At 63.9% G+C, this 18,235-nt stretch carries 17 protein-coding genes; 12 read left to right on the top strand and 5 right to left on the bottom strand.

Going from position 1 to position 18,235, the window contains the following annotated elements:
• Position 1: 1 nt before the first annotated feature.
• Both IWX62_RS08885 and IWX62_RS08880 read right to left on the bottom strand, forming a co-directional pair.
• On the bottom strand, positions 2 to 778 hold the full coding sequence (locus tag IWX62_RS08885) for an enoyl-CoA hydratase/isomerase family protein (RefSeq protein ID WP_196841041.1): 777 nt from the start codon (positions 776 to 778) through the stop codon (positions 2 to 4).
• A gap of 10 nt (positions 779 to 788) precedes the next feature.
• Positions 789 to 1,997, bottom strand: a complete 1,209-nt coding sequence (locus IWX62_RS08880) for an acyl-CoA dehydrogenase family protein (RefSeq protein WP_196841040.1) — start codon at positions 1,995 to 1,997, stop codon at positions 789 to 791.
• 277 nt (positions 1,998 to 2,274) lie between these two features.
• Here IWX62_RS08880 and IWX62_RS08875 point away from each other — a divergent pair, with 277 nt between their 5' ends.
• Both IWX62_RS08875 and IWX62_RS08870 read left to right on the top strand, forming a co-directional pair.
• Entirely contained in the window at positions 2,275 to 3,390 is a 1,116-nt protein-coding gene (locus IWX62_RS08875) for a TAXI family TRAP transporter solute-binding subunit (protein ID WP_196841039.1), read from the top strand.
• A gap of 67 nt (positions 3,391 to 3,457) precedes the next feature.
• Positions 3,458 to 5,407, top strand: a complete 1,950-nt coding sequence (locus tag IWX62_RS08870; protein WP_333483315.1) for a TRAP transporter permease — start codon at positions 3,458 to 3,460, stop codon at positions 5,405 to 5,407.
• A 35-nt stretch (positions 5,408 to 5,442) separates the two neighbouring features.
• Here IWX62_RS08870 and IWX62_RS08865 read toward each other — a convergent pair whose 3' ends face one another.
• Complete coding sequence (locus IWX62_RS08865; protein WP_196841037.1) at positions 5,443 to 6,351, bottom strand: LysR substrate-binding domain-containing protein; 909 nt, start codon at positions 6,349 to 6,351, stop codon at positions 5,443 to 5,445.
• Positions 6,352 to 6,561: 210 nt separating this feature from the next.
• On the opposite strand from IWX62_RS08865, the gene IWX62_RS08860 reads away from it, so the two are divergent.
• From IWX62_RS08860 to IWX62_RS08850, 3 genes are all read left to right on the top strand, one after another.
• The gene (locus IWX62_RS08860) at positions 6,562 to 7,764 is read left to right on the top strand and encodes a CaiB/BaiF CoA transferase family protein (protein WP_196841036.1); all 1,203 of its coding nucleotides are present in this window, start codon (positions 6,562 to 6,564) and stop codon (positions 7,762 to 7,764) included.
• Positions 7,765 to 7,802: 38 nt separating this feature from the next.
• Positions 7,803 to 9,008, top strand: a complete 1,206-nt coding sequence (locus tag IWX62_RS08855) for an acyl-CoA dehydrogenase family protein (protein ID WP_333483314.1) — start codon at positions 7,803 to 7,805, stop codon at positions 9,006 to 9,008.
• A 72-nt stretch (positions 9,009 to 9,080) separates the two neighbouring features.
• Complete coding sequence (locus IWX62_RS08850) at positions 9,081 to 10,259, top strand: thiolase family protein (RefSeq protein WP_196841035.1); 1,179 nt, start codon at positions 9,081 to 9,083, stop codon at positions 10,257 to 10,259.
• A gap of 33 nt (positions 10,260 to 10,292) precedes the next feature.
• Here the strand turns inward: IWX62_RS08850 and IWX62_RS08845 are convergent, their stop codons facing one another.
• A complete protein-coding gene (locus IWX62_RS08845) occupies positions 10,293 to 10,556 on the bottom strand; it encodes a MoaD/ThiS family protein (RefSeq protein ID WP_196841034.1) in 264 nt (87 codons plus the stop codon).
• Entirely contained in the window at positions 10,557 to 11,636 is a 1,080-nt protein-coding gene (moaA, locus tag IWX62_RS08840) for a GTP 3',8-cyclase MoaA (protein WP_196841033.1), read from the bottom strand. It abuts the gene before it with no gap.
• A 151-nt stretch (positions 11,637 to 11,787) separates the two neighbouring features.
• On the opposite strand from moaA, the gene IWX62_RS08835 reads away from it, so the two are divergent.
• The 7 genes from IWX62_RS08835 (at position 11,788) to IWX62_RS08805 (ending at position 18,227) form a co-directional block, all read left to right on the top strand.
• Positions 11,788 to 12,594, top strand: a complete 807-nt coding sequence (locus IWX62_RS08835; RefSeq protein WP_333483313.1) for a response regulator transcription factor — start codon at positions 11,788 to 11,790, stop codon at positions 12,592 to 12,594.
• Complete coding sequence (locus IWX62_RS08830) at positions 12,584 to 13,789, top strand: sensor histidine kinase (protein ID WP_196841031.1); 1,206 nt, start codon at positions 12,584 to 12,586, stop codon at positions 13,787 to 13,789. Before IWX62_RS08835 ends, IWX62_RS08830 begins: the two co-directional genes overlap by 11 nt.
• 1 nt (position 13,790) lies before the next feature.
• Complete coding sequence (locus IWX62_RS08825; protein WP_196841030.1) at positions 13,791 to 15,347, top strand: molybdopterin-dependent oxidoreductase; 1,557 nt, start codon at positions 13,791 to 13,793, stop codon at positions 15,345 to 15,347.
• Between the two features lie 74 nt (positions 15,348 to 15,421).
• Positions 15,422 to 16,777 (top strand): molybdopterin molybdotransferase MoeA, encoded by a 1,356-nt coding sequence (locus tag IWX62_RS08820; protein ID WP_196841029.1) that lies wholly within the window; start codon positions 15,422 to 15,424, stop codon positions 16,775 to 16,777.
• Between the two features lie 13 nt (positions 16,778 to 16,790).
• On the top strand, positions 16,791 to 17,276 hold the full coding sequence (gene moaC / locus IWX62_RS08815; protein ID WP_196841028.1) for a cyclic pyranopterin monophosphate synthase MoaC: 486 nt from the start codon (positions 16,791 to 16,793) through the stop codon (positions 17,274 to 17,276).
• Positions 17,273 to 17,755, top strand: coding sequence for a MogA/MoaB family molybdenum cofactor biosynthesis protein (locus IWX62_RS08810; protein WP_196841027.1), 483 nt, complete (start codon positions 17,273 to 17,275; stop codon positions 17,753 to 17,755). The genes moaC and IWX62_RS08810 overlap by 4 nt, the downstream gene beginning before the upstream one ends.
• A complete protein-coding gene (locus IWX62_RS08805) occupies positions 17,745 to 18,227 on the top strand; it encodes a molybdenum cofactor biosynthesis protein MoaE (RefSeq protein ID WP_196841026.1) in 483 nt (160 codons plus the stop codon). Before IWX62_RS08810 ends, IWX62_RS08805 begins: the two co-directional genes overlap by 11 nt.
• The last annotated feature ends 8 nt before the right edge of the window (positions 18,228 to 18,235 follow it).

Genomic DNA, 18,235 nt, shown 5'->3' with positions numbered 1-18,235 from the left:
GCTACTTTCCGACGTATCTGGCTGGACGCTTTTCAAGGAAGGCGGCCGTGCCTTCGGCCTTATCCTGACTGGTGTAGAGGAGCGACTGCGCAAGCCGCTCCAGGAGGAGTCCAGTCTTCTGGTCGGTTTCAAAGCCGTGCCTCACCACCATTTTGGCCAGGCGGACTGCCAACGGGCCTTTGGCCAGGATGACATCGGCAGTCTTTCTCACGGTATCCATCAGCTCCGGCAGTGGCACGACAGTGGACACCAGGCCCACGTTCAGAGCCTCGGGCGCCTCGATCAGCCGTCCGGTCAGGATGAGTTCGACGGCGCGGCCCTTGCCCACGAGCCGCGACAACCGCTGGGTGCCGCCTGCGCCGGGAATGATGCCAAGATTGGTCTCTGGCAGGGCAAACCGGCTGCCCTCGGCCGCGACGCGGATGTCGCACGCCATGGCAAGTTCAAGGCCCCCACCCAGTGCATACCCGTTGATGGCGGCGATGGTCGGGAGCTCATAGTCCTCGATGATGTCGTAGAGACGTTGCATCCTGGCTGATAGGCCATCGACCAAGGTGTAGTTCACGAGCTGGTTGATGTCTGCGCCGGCGATGAAGGCCTTGTCGCCGGCACCGGTAAAGACCACCGCACCTACAGCTTCATCTGTCAGGAAGAGGTCGAGAGCGACGGTGATCTCGTCCAGGACAACCCGGTTGAGGGCGTTGCGGCTCTCGGGGCGGTCGATGGTGATGACGCCCAGTCCGTTGCTGGACTCGGTGCGGATCAGACTGAATTCCATGAGCTGGCCCCTACCTGAAGGCCGGAATGCCGGTGATGTGGCTACCCAGGATCAGCGTGTGCACTTCATCAGTACCCTCATAGGTGCGCACACTTTCAAGATTGTTGGCATGGCGCAACGGCGAATAGTCGAGTGTGACGCCGTTGCCGCCCAGAACGGTCCTCGCTTCGCGTGCGATGGCGATGGCCTCCCGCACGTTGTTCAGCTTGCCCACTGAAATCTGTTCAGGTCGCAGGGTGCCCGCGTCCTTCAACCGACCGATGTGAATAGCGAGCAGGATGCCTTTCTGGATTTCCAGCAGCATGTTGACCAGCTTCTCCTGGGTGAGTTGATAGGAGGCAAGTGGCTTGTCGAACTGCAGACGTTCCTGCGAGTAGTCCAGTGCAGCCTGGTAGCTGTCACGAGCCGCACCCATGGCACCCCAGATGATCCCGTACCTCGCCTCGTTCAGGCAGGAGAACGGGCCGCGCAGCCCTGTTGCCCCGGGTAGCAGTGCGGTGTCAGGTAACCGGATATCCGTCATCACAATGTCGCATTGAATTGAGGCACGCATGGAGAGCTTTGAGGTGATGGGTGTTGCCACGAAGCCGGGGGAGTCGGTGGGCACCAGGAACCCTCGGGCGCCGTCGTCGGTCATTGCCCAGATCACAGCCACCTGGGCAATGGACGCCAGTCCGATCCAACGCTTCTCCCCACTGAGAATCCAGGACGCACCGTCCTTGCGGGCAAACGTTTTCATGGCGGACGGGTCGCTACCGGCAGTCGGCTCCGTGAGCCCGAAGCAACCGATGGTGCGGCCGGTGGCCATGGATGGCAGCCAGTGATTCTTTTGCTCCTCGGAACCCCACTTGTGGATGGCGCTCATGGCCAATGAACCCTGCACACTGACGAGGGTCCGGATGCCGGAATCACCGGCTTCCAGTTCCATGGCGGCCACGCCGTACTCGACGGCAGTGCGCCCGGGGCAGCCGTATCCGTGGAGATGCATGCCCAACACGCCCAGGTCACCCAGCTCGTGCATGATTTCAGTGGGGAAGAAGGCGCCCTCGTACCATTGGGCGATGTTTGGCTTGATCCTGGTGTCGACAAACGCCCGGACCGTCGCCTGGACGGCCAGCTCACGGCTACTGAGCAATCCGTCGAGCTGCAGAATATCGGAGGTGTCCGTGACATCCGGGACTGCCGGTACAACTGGGGAAGCGGTGAGTGCTGCCGTCATGGTGGTCTCCTTCGAAGAGTAGTGACTCCCCTCACTCTCTCAGGAGTATTACAGCTAATCCAATACCAAACACGGGTCTCATTGATACCCGGAAGGGCTCCAATGGGGCGGGCGCACTCTCCGGTCTACAGTTCACTCCGGGTATGAATCCCCTACGAATTAGGTATTGGATGTATAGGTCGCCTTTCTGGGAGAGTGACGTGGATAACATTTTCAGGCAACTGATCCATTGCACTAACGGCATCACGCCGGCAGCCGGATCTCATAGGGGCTTTCAATGAAGAAAATCTTGACCTGTACCGTGCTGGCCGGAGTACTCGTTGCCGGCATCGTCACCAGCAGTTCACTCGACAGACGTGCTGACCCGAACTCCCAGCTGGTGATGACCACCTACGGCGTGGGAACCGGAACCTACAATGACCTTGCGGCGGTGTCCGACAGCCTGACCCGGGTACAGGGCACCCAGGTCCGTATCCTCACCTCCGACACGTCGATTGGGCGGGTGGCTCCGCTGAAAGCCGGCAGTGCCCAGTTCAGCCGGATGGGCGACGAGTACTACTTCGGATTCGAGGGGATCCAGGACTTCGCCAGCGAGAATTGGGGCCCCCAGGATCTCCGCGTGGTCTGGGCGCCCATGGGAAACTATGGGCTGATGGCGCGCACCGACGCGGGCATAGAAAGCTTCGAAGATCTCAAAGGTAAAAAGTTCCCCCGCGTCACCGCCAATACCTCGATCAACATCAAGCTGGAGGCCTACCTCGCCTACGGCGGTCTGACCTGGGATGATGTGGAGCCGGTCGACGTAAGCTACAGCGACCAGACCGAAGCGTTGGAGACCGGCAGGCTGGATGTCTTGTTTAGTAGCGCCTATGGCTCCAATCTGGAAGAGCTCGCCAGCACCGTCGACGTCGACTGGATGAGCATGGACGACGATTCCCCCGAAAAGATGGCGGCTGTCAATGAGCTCGCGCCGATGGTGACTATCGGCGAGTTCTCCGGAGCCCCCGGGATGGAAGAAGGGGAGTCTGCCCGGAACTTCGCCTACACAGTGCCGCTGTCCACTTATGCGGACACCGACGAGCAGCAGGTTTATGACCTGGTGAAAGCCATGGATGAAAACTTTGCCCGCTACGAAAACACCACACCATCCGCAGGGGAGTTCGCCCTCGATAAGGTGCTGACCGAACCGCTGGTGGTCCCTTTCCATCCCGGAACCGTGAGGTATCTCGAGGAGCAGGGCATATGGACCGACGAGGCCGAACAGCGAAATAACGATCTTGTTGAACGGCAAGCTGCGTTGAAGGCAGGTTGGGATGCGTTTATCGGACCGGCCGATAAGGACAATCTGGCCCAGGAGTGGACCGCATGGAGGGAAGACAACCTTGAAGACTGAAACTGCACAGCCGGCCGGGCCTGTGGCCATAGCGCCACCACGGCTTAATGGTGCATGGCGGACCGTAGTGGTGACTTTCACCATTCTGGGCGTCCTGCTCTCCATGAACCAGGTGTTCTTTTGGGGTCTCTTCGGTGTCACACTGCTTACGCACGCCTACCTCTACTACATGTTGACCTGCTTCCTGGCGATCGCTTTTATCATCTTTCCGGCGTCAAAATCCGTGACGTTGCCAGCCGATGGTGATGAGGTTGGCCCTAGGCCAAAGCCCGCCGCGCTGGCCTGGTACGACGTCGTTCTGTTCGCCGCGACACTGGTGGTCACTGTCTATTTCGGCGCGAATGCGGAGACCATTCTGAACCTGGGCTGGGACTATGCTGCGCCACCGCTGGCAGCCGTCTTCAGCGTGGTGCTCTGGGGGCTGGCGATCGAGGCACTTCGGCGCACAGCCGGGTCAGCGGTTGCGGTGATCGCATTCCTGTTCTCGGTCTACCCGATGTTCTCTTCCCGGATGCCCTTCGGTTTTCTGCAGGGCATCTCCCATGACTTCCGGACCACGGCTCAGATCCATGCGGTGGGCGTCGAGGGCATCATGGGCTTACCGCTACAGACCGCGGCGAGCATTCTCATCGGTTTTCTCCTCTTCGGAGTGATCCTTCGGCACACCGGCGGATCGACGTTCTTCCACAACTTGGCCCAATCTCTGTTTGGTGGTGCGCGCGGCGGCGCCGCCAAGGTTTCGGTGGCCAGCAGCGCCTCCATGGGCATGATGAGCGGAAGTGCGGTCTCGAATGTGCTGACCACCGGGCCCATGACCATCCCGGCCATGATCAGGTCCGGGTTTACGCCAAGGTACGCCGGGGCGGTGGAGGCCACGGCCTCCTCTGGCGGGTCGATTACCCCACCGGTGATGGGTACGGCCGCCTTCCTGATGATCTCTTTTGTCGGTGTCCCGTACAAGGAAATACTGATCGCTGCGACAATCCCCGCGATCCTCTACTACGTCGGCATCTACCTTCAAATTGACGCCTATTCGTCAAGGAAGGGCCTGGTGGGGCAGCCGAAGTCGGAGTTGCCCAGGTTTGGTCCGGTCTTAGCCGCCGGCTGGCCCTACCTCGCGTCCCTTGTTCTGCTGACCGGGCTGCTGGTCGTCACCTCCGAGACGCAGGCGCCATTCTGGGTTGCAGGCGCACTGGTGATCTACGGGATGGCCAAGCGTGATGGAAGGCTCACCCCACGACGGCTGGTGGACATGGTCTTTGACTGCGGAAAGACAATCAGTGAAATCCTGGGCATCATCGCGGGGGTGGGCCTCATTGTGGGTGGGCTCAACATGTCCGGGGTGACTCTCTCACTGGCCAGGGAGCTGCTGGTCCTGGTTGGGGACAACGTGGTGCTGATGCTCATTGCCGGCGCTGTGACCTGCTTCATCCTTGGAATGGGTATGACGGTTTCCGCCGCATACGTCTTCCTCGCAATTGTCATGGTCCCCGCCGTCGTCGAACTCGGTATTGATCCGATCGCCGCCCACCTGTTCGTGATCTACTGGGCCGCAGTCTCCTACATCACGCCGCCGGTGGCGCTCGCGTCCTTTGCAGCCGCCGGGATCGCCGGGTCCAACCCGATGAGAACCAGCGTCTCGGCAATGAAGCTGGGGGCGGTGAAGTACATTGTGCCGTTCGGGTTTGCGCTCAATCCGGCGCTGGTCGCCCAGGCCCCGTTGCCGGAGATTGTGATGGCGTTCAGTCTCAGCTTGATCGGTGTCTACGCGCTGGCCTGTGCCTTCGAAGGGTGGCTCCTGGGCATGGGTCGGAGGTTGCCGATGCTGCTGCGCATCGTCTCCGCTGTCGCCGGTGTCAGCCTGATGATGCCGGGAGTAGCAGCCGCGGCCCTGGGCGGGGCCCTGTTGGGGATGGTCCTTCTGCTGACCTTCCTCGCACTCCGCAGGAACGGGCGAACGGCGACGACGTCAGAACCCTCCGCAGCAGAAGGCCGGTTGCACTCGCTCTCAGAGTGACAGCCGGGTTGCGGCCTGGGCGGGATGCGGTCCGCTCAGGCCGGTGACGGCTCCGGCGAGGGCATCGGGGCCTCAGACAGGCGAAGCACCTCGCGCAGCGCCGGGCTGCTGTCATCACTACGCCAGATCAGGCGCAGCAGGATGGGATCGGCCGGATCCTCAAGGTGGACAAACACCACCCCGGGGTAGGACACGTTATCGGGAACAGAGGACACGGTCAGAGCGCAGCCAATGTCTGCGGCTACCAAGGAGAGCAGGGTTGACGTATCAGGCGCAGCCTGCACTATCGAGGGCACAAAGCCAGCACGGTGGGAAAGTCGATCGAGGTGTTCCCTGAGGACTGCCCCCGGGTCCGGCGGCAAGGCAACGAAATCCTCGGTGACAAGATCTGCCATCCGGACCGATGCCCGGCGCGCCAGCCGGTGGTTCGACGGCAGCGCAATTACCAGGGTCTCCCGGGCTACGGTCCGCGAGTCGATGCCAGAGGGTAGGAAGTTCCACCGGCCCAGGCCGATATCCATGGTGCCCGCAATGACCTCGTTTAAGGCCGGTACGGCGTAATAGGAGCTGTACAGCTCAATATCGATTCCGGGGTGGGTCTGCCGGACCAGCTTGGCCAGTTTGCCGACCATGACGTGCGAGGACACGCCAGCGAAGGCTACGCGGACCCTCCCGGTCTCACCCTTGCCCGCCGACGTCACTGCTGATCGGGCCCTGCGACAGGCTGACATGATGTCCTCTGCCGGCACCAGTAGCGCCTGGCCCGCAGTGGTGAGTTTCACGCTTCGGGTACTGCGCTCAAAAAGGGTTGCACCCAGTTCGCGCTCAAGATTTTTGATGGTGCGGCTGAGCGGTGGCTGGGCGATGTGCAGACGCTCGGCGGCACGGCCGAAGTGCAGCTCCTTGGCGACGGCGAGGAAGGCTCGGATTTGCTGGATTTCCATAGCACCGAATTATTGCCGCTTTGCCACCTAAGAGTCAATGATTGGAGCTAGGAAGGATATGAATTGTGGGGAGACTGAGGTGAAGGCTAAAGAGGAATGATCAGTGATTATTCCTGAAAGCGTAAAAATCGCCGACACAATTTGTATTGGACGCGGGCTTAGGCCTCTGGGAGGGTGGTGATACACGACACATGTGATGGAGGAACAACTATGGCGGAATCTGCGGCGGACACGCTGAACGAAATCTTTGGACGCACCGGGAGTGGTCCGCTCAGCGGGGTAGTCGTTGCGGATTTCAGCAGGGTGCTGGCAGGGCCGTACTGCACCATGCTGCTCGCTGATATGGGTGCCACAGTGATCAAGGTCGAGTCCCCGGAGGGAGACGACGCCCGGACCTGGAAGCCTCCAGTGCGCGACGAGGAGAGCACTTTCTTCCTCTCCGTCAACCGGAACAAGCACTCGATCACCCTGGACTTCAACGATTCCTCCGACCTTGCCCTCGCTCAGCAACTGGCAGCGCGCGCCGACATAGTCGTTGAGAACTTCAAGCCCCAGGGCCTGGAGCGCTACGGTCTTGACTACGCAGCAATTGCCGATCTCAATCCGACGGTCATTTATGCCTCGATTACGGGCTTCGGAACCGGGGCCGGCGCTGCGCTACCCGGCTACGACCTCCTGGTTCAGGCAGCCTCCGGGATGATGAGCCTCACCGGCGGGCAGGAGACTGAGCCCTACCGCGCCGGGCTCGCAATGTTCGACGTCATCACCGGGTTGCATGCCAGTACTGGAATTCTCGGCGCGCTCCATCACCGCACCACCACCGGGGAGGGGCAGCACGTAGAGCTGAACCTTCTCTCTTCGGCCCTTTCGGGGATGGTCAACCAGTCTGCCGCATATGTCACTGGCGGTGTCATTCCCACCCGGATGGGCAATGAACACCCCAGCCTCTACCCCTACGAACCCATGCTGACCGGTGACGGCCGGCTGGTCATCGCTGCAGCCAACAACGGTCAGTTCGCGCGGCTCTGTGCGGCGCTTGACGTACCCCACCTGGCGCGGGACCATCGATTCTCCTCCGCCGAGCAACGCAACGCGCACCGGTCGGAACTGCGCAACCTCCTCGAAGCTCAACTGGCGGCGCGATCGGCCAAGGAATGGTTCCCGATTCTCTCCGGTGCAGGCCTACCGTGTGCGCCCATCCAGGATGTGAAGGGCGGGGTGGACCTTGCCGACCGGTTGGGCCTTGACCCGGTGGTGTTGCCAGGCAGGAGCGAACGCCAGATTCCTACGGTTCGACACCCGGTGAGCTTCTCCCGGACGCCTGCCACCTACGATCTTGCGCCGCCGATGCTGGGCTCCAGCTCGGAACTGGTGCGCGGCTGGCTTGCACAACAGCTTGCTGCAGCCCGCTAACCCCTTGATAGACCCGACGACGACAGCTGAGGACCTCCGTGAGCACTCCTGCCCAGAACACTGACCCCGTAAATATCGACTATTACCTTCTCGATGAGCTCCTTTCCGAAGAGGAGGTTCTGACCCGGAAGAAGGTCCGCGCTTTCGTCGATACGTCGGTCCTGCCGGTGATCAACGACTACTGGGAGGCCGCGCAATTCCCTTTCGAACTGGTCCCCGGAATCGCCCAGCTGGGCATCATCGGATCCACCATCGAGGGTTACGGCTGCCCGGGGCTGAGCAGGCTGGCAGCGGGAATGGTCTCCCTCGAGATGTCGCGCGGGGACGGTAGCCTCAATACGTTCATCGGAGTGCAGTCCGGGCTGTCCATGGGCACCATCAACATGCTCGGCAACGAGGAACAGAAGCAGCGGTGGTTGCCTGGCATGGCAACGCTGGACAAGATCGGTGCGTTCGGCCTGACTGAGCCGGACCATGGATCCGACTCGGTGGCGCTGGAAACCACGGCACGTCGGGAAGGCGGGCACTACATCCTGAACGGCCGCAAACGGTGGATCGGGAACGCCAACATTGCCGACGTCGTCATCATCTGGGCGCGCGACGAAGCTGACAACAAGGTCAAGGGCTTCATTCTGGAGAAGAATGACGACGGGACCTACCCCGAGGGGTACACCACTGAACTCATCACCGGGAAAATCGGTAAGCGGGCCATCTGGCAGCCCGATGTGATGATCGACAACGTCCGTATTCCGGCTGAGAACAAGCTCGCCGAGGCACACTCTTTCAGGGACGTGACCCGGGTGCTGACGGCGACCCGCAGCGGAGCATCATGGGAATCGGTGGGCCACGGCATCGCTGCCTACGAAGCAGCAGTTTCCTATGCCACGCAGCGGGTGCAGTTCGGCAGGCCAATCGCTGGCTTCCAGCTAGTGCAGAACAAGCTGGCCAACATGCTCTCCGAACTGACAGCGATGCAGCTGATCTGTTTCCGTCTTGCCACCCTCGCCGATCAGGGAAAAATGACCAGCCCCATGGCCTCCCTCGCGAAGATGCATACCGCACAGAAGGCTCGCTGGATCTGCCTGCAGGCCCGCGACATTCTGGGTGGGAATGGGTTGCTGCTGGAGAACCATGTAGCCCGCCACATGACAGACATGGAGGTGGTGCACACCTATGAGGGAACCGACTCCATCCAGTCGCTGCTGATCGGGCGCGACATCACCGGCATCTCCGCGTTCGCTTGACCCCGCGGTTCGCTTGACCCCGCGGTTCGCTTGACCCCGCGTTTCGCCATCACCTCGATCAAGGGATAGTCAATGAATGAAGCTTTTCTTGTCGGAGGAGTGAGAACTCCTGTCGGCCGTTATGGTGGCGCCCTGTCATCAATGCGACCGGATGACCTCGCGGCTCTGGTGGTCCGGGAGTCGATCCAACGTGTGGGCGTGGACCCGGAGGCCGTCGATGAGGTGATTCTGGGCTGCGTCAACCAGTCCGGGGAAGACAACCGGAACGTGGCACGGATGGCAACGTTGCTGGCCGGGCTGCCGGACACTGTTCCAGGCATGACCGTCAACCGGCTGTGCGCGTCAGGGCTGAGCGCCATTCTGATCGCCTCGCAGATGATCAAGTCGGGTGCCGCTGATGTTGTCATTGCAGGTGGGGTGGAGTCCATGACCCGCGCGCCCTGGGTAATGGAAAAACCGGGGAAGGCCTTCGCCCGGCCCGGCGAGATTGCTGATACCTCCCTCGGCTGGAGGTTCACCAACCCACGCTTCACTGACCGGCAAAAGCTGTCGATGCCGGAAACCGCTGAAGAAGTGGCGTCGATGGATGGCATTACCCGGGAAGATGCTGACGCGTTCGCGATGACGTCCCATCGGAATGCGCTGGCGGCCATGGCTGCGGGGCGGTTCACCCAGGAGATCCTGCCCGTCGAAACGAAGTCCGGCGTCGTAGATCAGGACGAGGGTCCCCGGCCGGGTACGTCGCTGGAAAGTTTGGCCTCACTTCGTTCGGTCGTGAGGCCGGGCGGGATAGTCACGGCAGGAAATTCGAGTTCACTCAACGACGGCGCGTCAGCCGTCGTCGTTGCCAGTGAAAGAGCGGTGAAGCGGTTCGGTCTGGTTCCCCGGGCACGTGTGGTGGACGGAGCATCAGCAGGGGTGCAGCCGGAAATCATGGGCATCGGTCCAGTTCCCGCGACGGAGAAGGTTCTAGCCCGCGCCGGCTGGGGAATCAGCGACGTCGGTGCAGTGGAGCTCAACGAGGCGTTCGCAACCCAGTCGCTGGCCTGCATCCGCAGGCTTGGTCTCGACCCGGAGATGGTCAACAGCGACGGCGGCGCCATCGCCCTTGGGCATGCGCTGGGTTCCTCGGGCGCCCGGATCGTTATTACTCTTCTGGGGCGGATGGAGCGTGAGCGGGCGGACCGGGGGCTGGCGACCATGTGCGTCGGCGTTGGCCAAGGGACGGCAATGCTGTTGGAACGCGTCTAGCCTGTGACCGGGAGGTGAGGGGCGCGCGTGAAACTAGCCGCCCGCGAAGGGCGGCAGGATGTCCAGGACGTCGTCGGCGCCGAGCACGCGACTGCGGTCACGCGCAGCCACCTCGTTGAGGAGGAAACTGCTCCGGGCGATGACCTCGGGCATCGCCGGCCCGCCGACCCGCACCGGTAGCGGGTAACGGGCCGAGACGTGCTCCAGCACCGCGTCGAGCGACGCCGAGCCGAGGTCGAGGCGCTCTTCCGCCACACCGGCTGCAGCTTGCGCGGCGCCGAAATACCGAACCAGCATCTAGCCGCCAATCGCGCTCATGCTGCGGTCCGGCTGCACAAAGTCGGCCGACCCGAGACCCACATGGCCCATTCCGTGCGCCTTGGGCTTGGCCCACATGGCGTCCTGCCAGCGGGCGGCGATGGCGTCGTCGTCGGCGTCCGAACGCAGCAGGTCCCGCAGATCTGTCTCTTCACGGGAAAACAGGCAGCTCATGATCTTGCCCTCGGCGGTGACCCGGGTCCGCCGGCAGTCGGCGCAGAACGGCTCGGTCACCGAAGCGATGATGCCGACGGTCCCGACGACGATGTCGGGGGCAGCGATCCGCCGCACCTCCCAGCGTTCGGCGGGGGCGCCGTCGCGGTTCCGCGGATCTGGCGTCAACACGAACTGGCGCTCCAGGAGGGTGCGCATCTCCAGGGCGGTGATCATTCCGTCGCGGGTCCACCCATGGTCGGCGTCCAGGGGCATCTGTTCGATGAAGCGCAGTTCAAAGCCCTTGGACACTGCCCACTCGAGGAGGTCGGGTGCCTCCTGGTCGTTGATGCCACGCATCAGGACGGCGTTGATCTTGACCAGGCCCAGCCCCACCTCCGCCGCAGCCTCGATGCCGCGCAGGACCCGGTCGAGGAACGGGCGGCGGGTCAGCTGGGCGAACGTGTCGGGGTGCAGTGAGTCCATTGACACGTTGATTCGGCTCAGACCAGCATCCTTGAGCGCCTGAGCCTTCTTGTCCAGGCCCAGACCATTGGTCGTCATGGAGATAGGCAGGTCGGCGTGGTTGGCGCGGATATCCCCGATGATTTGCAGCAGGTCGGCGCGGACCAGAGGTTCACCACCCGTCAGGCGCAATTCACGCACGCCGAGGGTATCAACGCCGATCCGCACCAGCCGGACAATTTCCTCGCGGGACAGCACGGCCGATTTCTGTAACCAGTCCAATCCTTCGGCAGGCATGCAGTAGGTACAGCGCAGATTGCATTTGTCGGTCAACGACAGGCGCATGTCAGTGGCCTTCCGGCCAAAGCTGTCCATGAGCCCCGGACCGGCATCGGTGGGACGCTGGACCCCGAGATGCGGCATTCCCAGTTCAATTCCCATGCTTCGAGATTACGCCCTTTCGGTGGTTGTCACTATTTCAGCATGAACAGGAGAGTCTGCTGAATGGTCCATTCCTTACAGAACGCGGACAAATCGAGGGTTGGCCGGTAAACGGGAGGGCAATTCAGCCCACGAAATCTAGGATGGGATGGTGTCCACCCACTCTAAGTTGCCGCGAAGAGCCAATCCTGGCGGCGTTCTGCCCGGGCAACGACGGATCCTGCTGGTTGAAGACGAACCAGTACTCCGCCGGGTGGTCCGCGATTATTTACTCAACGAGGGTTTTGCTGTGGACACTGCTACTGATGGGGTCACGGCATTGCAGCTCGCCCAGACCAGCAGGCCGGACCTCATGATCCTTGACCGGATGCTGCCCGGCCTGGATGGGATGGAGGTCTGCCGGCAGATTCGTTCCGCTCCGGCCTACCCGTCGGGACGTGCCCTTCCGATCATCATGCTTACCGCTCTCGGAACCGAGGACGACCGCGTCCACGGCCTGGAAGCCGGGGCGGATGACTATGTCACCAAGCCATTCTCGCCCCGGGAACTCGTGCTGCGGGTGCATTCAGTCCTTCGCCGTATAGTCCCTGACCCGGTCGCCGAGGAGACCGTCGTCATTGCAGGATTTCGCCTGGACCCGTTGGCCCGGACGGTTGAGCACCGTGGAGTTGAGCTAAGCCTGACCGTCCGGGAGTACGAACTACTGGCCTGGTTCCTGCGTCATCCCCAGCAGGTGTTCACCCGGGATGAGCTGATCAGATCCGTCTGGGGTTGGGACTTCGGTGACCTGTCAACGGTCACCGTTCATGTCAGGCGTGTCCGGGAGAAAATCGAGGAAGATCCCACCCGCCCCCGTGTGCTTCAAACCGTCTGGGGGGTCGGTTACCGCTTCAACGCGGCCGGGGGAGTCAGCCAACCCGGCCCGGCAGAATCCGGGGGAATCAGAGATGACCGCTGAACAGCTTCTAGCAATCGTCTCGCTTGCCCTCCTGTGGGCGGTGGTGATCGGGGCAGCGACGTTCGGGCTACTGCGGCTGGTGCGTCGGTCGTCTCTGGTGGTCCAGTTCTGCCTGGTGTTATTCGCCACCATCGGGGTCCTCGTGGCAGGCATGATCAGCGCGGTCAACGCCATGGTGATCACCGCCATGGACCTGCAGATCATGTGGTACATCATCGGTATTGCTTCACTTGTTGCCCTAGGTCTCTCGCTGCTGCTGGGGACGCGGGTGGCACGGAACGCAGTGCAACTGGCGGCAGCGGCGCGCAGCATCGGAGCGGGTGAGGCCATCCAGTTCAGCTCAGAATCCATGAGCTCGGAGTTGGCATCCCTGGCCCAGGAGTTGGAAAAGACCAGCGCCAGGCTGGAACAATCTCGACGTCGGGAAGCAGCAATCGAGGATTCACGGCGGGAAATGGTCACCTGGATCTCCCACGATCTCCGGACACCGCTGGCGAGCATGAGGGCCATGGCGGAAGCCCTCGAAGACGGGCTTGCCACCGACGCTTCCAGCTACCACGCCCAGATCATCTCCCAGGCGGATCAGATGGCGGTGATGATCAACGGACTGCTTGAGCTGTCGAAAATCCAGGAGGGGAGCCTGCACCTGTCGTCCGAGCCGCTCCATTTATACGACGTGGTAAGCGATGCCATCGCGGACCTGATGCCCTTGGCTGCGCAGAGGGGTGTTGCCATGGACGGCGCCGGAGGGGATAACCCTGTAGTACTCGGCGACGGGCCGCTGATGTCCAGGGCGGTTCGCAACCTGATCCTCAACGCCGTCCTTTACACCGGCGAAAAGACCAGTGTCCAGATCAGCCTCGCCAGGATGGGCGGCAACGCTGTGCTCAAGGTGGCTGACGAGTGCGGAGGGATCGCGGCAGAGGACCTGGAGCGGGTCTTCATCGAGGGGTGGCAGAAGAGCCCCCGACTGGAAGAGAGCGGTTACACGGGAACCGGTGTGGGACTCAGCGTGGCCGCCGGAGTCATCAACGCGCACCGGGGAAGCCTGGCCGTCGAGAATACTCCCGACGGCTGCTGCTTTACGGCTGTGCTGCCGCTGGCCGAGCATGATGACGACGGCGAAAGCCTCACCCACACCCTGGATATCGCAAGCACCCCCGGTAGTTCGGGCAACGCAAGGAAGGAACGCTGACATGGCACGGACGAATGGCTGGGCTGCGCTGTCCGGGTTGATCGCGGTCTCCATCGCGGTGATCGCGGCTGAGCTGACAGCGGCGGTGGTGAGCCCCTCCCTGTCCCCGGTGACAGCGATCGGCTCCACGGTCATCGATGTGCTGCCGCCGGGCGTCAAGGACTGGGCTATTGAGACGTTCGGCACAGCCGACAAACTGGCATTCCTCGTCGTGATGTTTCTTGTCATGGCGGTTGCCGCAGCCGGCGCCGGGGTCCTTGAGTACCGGTGGCGCCGTGTCGGTGCCGCAGTGGTGCTCACCTTCGGGCTCGCGGGCATCGCCGCGGTGGCCGCCCGGCCGCAGGCCTCGACGGCGTCGTTCGCAGCCCCGGTGGTCGCGCTGGTGCTTGGCGTCATGCTGATCAGCGTCCTCACGGACCGGCTGCTTGCGTGGCAGCCCCGCAGGGCGGCCGACGTCGGTGTTCCAGCCCCGGTGGCGCGCCGCCGGTTCCTCGTCGGGGTGGGGGCGGGCGGTGTCGTTGCCGCGGCGTCGGGCGCCGCAGCGGCCGGCCTGCGCAACAGCCAATCCCGGGTGACCAACGCCAGGGAGCGGATCGCCCTGCCACGCCCGACGGCGAGCGCGACCCCGACCAGGGCGGCGGTTGTGGTACCCGCAGGGGCGGATCTCGGCGTCGACGGTATGGCACCGCTCGTCACCCCTAACGACGACTATTACCGGATTGACACGGCGCTCGTGGTGCCCGTGGTCGACCCGAACACCTGGCGGCTGCGGGTCACTGGCATGGTGGAACGGGAGGTTGAGCTCACCTTCGACGAGCTGCTCGCCATGCCCCTGGTGGAAAGCTACATCACCCTCGCCTGCGTATCGAACGCGGTGGGCGGGGACCTGATCGGCAACGCCAAGTGGCTCGGCTGGCCGGTCCGTGAACTGCTCGCCAGGGCGGGGGTCAAGGATGGCGCCGACATGGTGCTCTCCCGCAGCATCGACGGGTTTACCGCCAGCACCCCGCTGGCAGCGATGACCGATGACCGGGACGCGCTGATCGCCGTCGGGATGAATGACGAAACCCTCCCCATCGAGCACGGCTTCCCGGTGCGACTGGTGGTGCCCGGCCTGTACGGGTTCGTGTCGGCCACCAAATGGGTGACTGAACTGAGAGTGACCCGCTACGACGACGACGTCGCCTACTGGTCCACCCGCGGGTGGTCCGAGCGGGGGCCCGTGAAGACGTCGTCGAGGATTGACGTGCCGCAGGGCAATTCGACGGTCCCGGCGGGAACCGTGACGATCGCCGGCTACGCCTGGGCCCAGCACCGGGGAATCGAGGCGGTCGACGTGCGGGTGGACGACGGGCCCTGGCTGCCCGCCAGGTTGGGGACCGACATCTCCCGGGACACCTGGCGACAGTTCTCCGCCGACGTCGATCTGGAACCGGGGTCCCACTCGGTGCAGGTACGCGCCGTCGACAGCACCGGGGCAGTCCAGGTGGACAGCCCCGCACCGGTGGCACCCGACGGTGCCACGGGCCTTCACACCGTGTCATTCACCGTTTCCTGATCATCCCGGCGCGACCGCCCACCGGGCACTAGGGTGGAGAACCAGAGGCAACCGTGACGGCAGGTAGGGACCCCATGATCAGAAGCGTCGAGGAACATCAACAGGCCGTCCTGGGGTTGCTCCGCTACAGCAGCAGCTACCCGAGCGGCCACCGGTCCGACGACGACGGCGCGGTCCCCGAGAAGGTGCCGCTGGCCGACGCCCGCGGACGGGTCCTGGCCTCGGACCTGTCGGCGCCCGTGAGCCTGCCCCCGTTCGACAACTCCCAGATGGACGGCTACGCCGTCCACGAGGCCGATCTCGGTTCGACGGGCGGCCCGGCCGGGTGCACCCTGCGCGTCGTCGCCCCCATCCCCGCCGGGATCGAACCGCCGGAACTGGTGCAGGGCACGGCAGCGCCGATCATGACCGGTGCCATGATCCCGCGGCACACGGGCGCCGTCGTTCCCATCGAACGGGTGACTCCAGCCCAGTTCTACTCGCTCGAGGATTACGACTCGGGGGTGGAGCTGACCATCGACCTGACCGGGGTGGTCCAGCCCGGAGCCTATGTCCGCCGGACCGGCAGCGACATCGCGGCCGGCACCACCGCCCTTGCCGCCGGCACACTGCTGGGCCCCGCCCAGCTGGGGCTCCTCGCGGCCTGCGGGGTGGCCACCGTCCCGGTCCGCCGCCGGTTCACCGTCCTGCTGCTGACCACCGGTGACGAGGTCCAGGAGCCCGGCACGTCGCCGCAGCCCGGAAAGATCTTCGACGCCAACACCACCCTCCTGGAAACCGCGCTCCTCGACGCGGGCGCCGCCGTCGTCCGGCACCGGCTGATGGACGACAACCCGACGCTGCTGCGTGAGGCGTTCGCCGCTGTGGCAACCAGCGGGATCAATCTGATCCTCACCACCGGTGGGATCAGCCAGGGTGCCTACGAGGTGGTGAAACAGGCGCTGGCCGATAGCAGCGTCGAGTTCCTCTCGGTCGCCATGCAACCCGGCGGGCCGCAGGCGCTCGGGACGATTGGCGGGGTACCGTTCCTGGGTTTCCCCGGCAACCCGGTCAGCGCTCTCGTGTCCTTCGAAATGTTCCTCCGGCCGGCACTCACCGCCGTCGCAGGCGTCCCGCGCCCACGGGTGTCGCTCACGGCCGCCCTGGAAGACGACGTCACCTCGCCGGAGGCGAAACACCAGGTCCGGCGTGGCTGGTACACCCCCCGGGCGGCAGCCGGGGAGCCGGTCGGAACGGTTAGGCTGGTAGGCGGCCCCGGGTCGCACCTGATTCACGCCCTGGCGGAATCGAATGTGCTGGTGCACCTGCCCGCCGGTACCGGACAGCGTTCAGCAGGGGACCTGGTGTCCGTCTGGCTGGTGGATGGGGTGCAGGGCAGCCCCGCGTTCGGGATCCCGGCCAGCAGTAGTCCGATCCAGCAGCAGTACTGAAAGTAAGGACAGCATGACCGAGAACAGCAGCGCTGCGTCGCTCAGCCATGTCCGCGAGGACGGCAGCGCCCACATGGTTGACGTGTCAGCCAAGGCCGAAACGGCACGCGAGGCCACCGCGCAAGCCGTCCTTCGCACCACCGCCGAGGTGGTCGGACTGATCACCGCCGGCGGGCTCCCCAAGGGTGACGCGTTGGCCGTCGCCCGGGTGGCAGGGATCATGGCCGCCAAGCAGACCTCTTCGCTGATCCCGCTGTGCCACCCGCTGCCGCTGAGCAAGATCACCGTCGACTTCAGCGCCGACCACGACACGGTCACCATCACCTGCCTGGTCAAGACGACGGCGGTCACCGGCGTCGAAATGGAAGCACTCACCGGCGCGTCGCTGGCAGCGCTGGCCCTCTACGACATGATCAAGGCGGTGGACAAGCGCGCCGTCATCACCGACACGCGGGTGCTCGCGAAGTCCGGCGGCAAAAGCGGGGACTGGACGGCATGACCGGGCAGCGCACCGCAGCAGTGATCATCGCCTCCACCCGCGCCGCCGCCGGGATCTACCAGGACGAGTGCGGCCCGTTGATCCTCGACTGGCTGCAGGAGAACGGGTTCGCGGTGGACCAGGCCCGCGTGGTGCCCGACGGCGATCAGGTGGGCCGGTCCATCGGTGAAGCCCTCGCCGGGTCACCATCGGTGCTCATCACCAGCGGCGGCACCGGGCTCAGCCCCGATGACGTCACCCCCGAACAAACTGAACCGTACCTTCAGCGGTATCTGCCGGGCATCATGGAATCCGTCCGCCGCGTCGGTACCGCGAAGGTGCCGACGGCGGCGCTGAGCCGCGGCCACGCCGGTACGGCGGGCGCCACCTTCGTCATCAACCTGCCCGGTTCGCCCGGCGGGGTCAAGGACGGCCTGGCCGTTCTCAAACCGCTGCTGGGACACATTTGCTCCCAGCTGGAAGGAAAAAATGAACACTAGCCGTGTGGTGCATGTGTCCCTCGCGCAGCACAGCATCAGCCTTGATGAGGCCCTCACCCAGGTCGACGCTGCGGACTGTGGTGCCGTGGTCGGGTTCGGCGGTGTGGTCAGGAATCACGACGGCGGCCGCGACGTCACCTCGCTGACCTACACAGCGCATCCCAGCGCCGAGCGGATCATCGCCGGGATCGCCGATGAGATCGCTGCCCGGTATGACGGCGTCCGGATCTGGGTGGCACACCGCATCGGCCCGCTGGCGATTGGCGACCCGGCCCTGGTGGCGGCAGTCGCCTCCGCGCACCGCGGTGAGGCTTTCGCTGCCTGCTCGGAACTGGTGGACACGGTCAAGGAGCGGGTCCCCATCTGGAAGGAACAGTTCTTCACCGACGGCACCGTCGAATGGGTCGGGGCCGGCAGCGCAGGTTCCGTCGGGGGCACCGCAGAATCCGCAGCCACCCAGCCTGACTCCTGACCCAAATG

The sequence above is a fragment of the Arthrobacter sp. CAN_A1 genome (assembly GCF_015751665.1).
Taxonomy (GTDB): domain Bacteria; phylum Actinomycetota; class Actinomycetes; order Actinomycetales; family Micrococcaceae; genus Arthrobacter_D.
This window is presented reverse-complemented; position numbering and strand designations above follow the sequence as displayed.

Bases quoted from the DNA above. Each gene is read 5' to 3' on its own strand.
- IWX62_RS08880 (WP_196841040.1), bottom strand. From the start codon at position 1,997: ATGACGGCAGCACTCACCGCTTCCCCAGTTGTACCGGCAGTCCCGGAT.
- IWX62_RS08885 (WP_196841041.1), bottom strand. From the start codon at position 778: ATGGAATTCAGTCTGATCCGCACCGAGTCCAGCAACGGACTGGGCGTC.
- IWX62_RS08820 (WP_196841029.1), top strand. From the start codon at position 15,422: ATGATCAGAAGCGTCGAGGAACATCAACAGGCCGTCCTGGGGTTGCTC.
- IWX62_RS08810 (WP_196841027.1), top strand. From the start codon at position 17,273: ATGACCGGGCAGCGCACCGCAGCAGTGATCATCGCCTCCACCCGCGCC.
- IWX62_RS08830 (WP_196841031.1), top strand. From the start codon at position 12,584: ATGACCGCTGAACAGCTTCTAGCAATCGTCTCGCTTGCCCTCCTGTGG.
- moaC (WP_196841028.1), top strand. From the start codon at position 16,791: ATGACCGAGAACAGCAGCGCTGCGTCGCTCAGCCATGTCCGCGAGGAC.
- IWX62_RS08865 (WP_196841037.1), bottom strand. From the start codon at position 6,351: ATGGAAATCCAGCAAATCCGAGCCTTCCTCGCCGTCGCCAAGGAGCTG.
- IWX62_RS08860 (WP_196841036.1), top strand. From the start codon at position 6,562: ATGGCGGAATCTGCGGCGGACACGCTGAACGAAATCTTTGGACGCACC.
- moaA (WP_196841033.1), bottom strand. From the start codon at position 11,636: ATGGGAATTGAACTGGGAATGCCGCATCTCGGGGTCCAGCGTCCCACC.
- IWX62_RS08850 (WP_196841035.1), top strand. From the start codon at position 9,081: ATGAATGAAGCTTTTCTTGTCGGAGGAGTGAGAACTCCTGTCGGCCGT.
- IWX62_RS08875 (WP_196841039.1), top strand. From the start codon at position 2,275: ATGAAGAAAATCTTGACCTGTACCGTGCTGGCCGGAGTACTCGTTGCC.
- IWX62_RS08805 (WP_196841026.1), top strand. From the start codon at position 17,745: ATGAACACTAGCCGTGTGGTGCATGTGTCCCTCGCGCAGCACAGCATC.
- IWX62_RS08825 (WP_196841030.1), top strand. From the start codon at position 13,791: ATGGCACGGACGAATGGCTGGGCTGCGCTGTCCGGGTTGATCGCGGTC.
- IWX62_RS08845 (WP_196841034.1), bottom strand. From the start codon at position 10,556: ATGCTGGTTCGGTATTTCGGCGCCGCGCAAGCTGCAGCCGGTGTGGCG.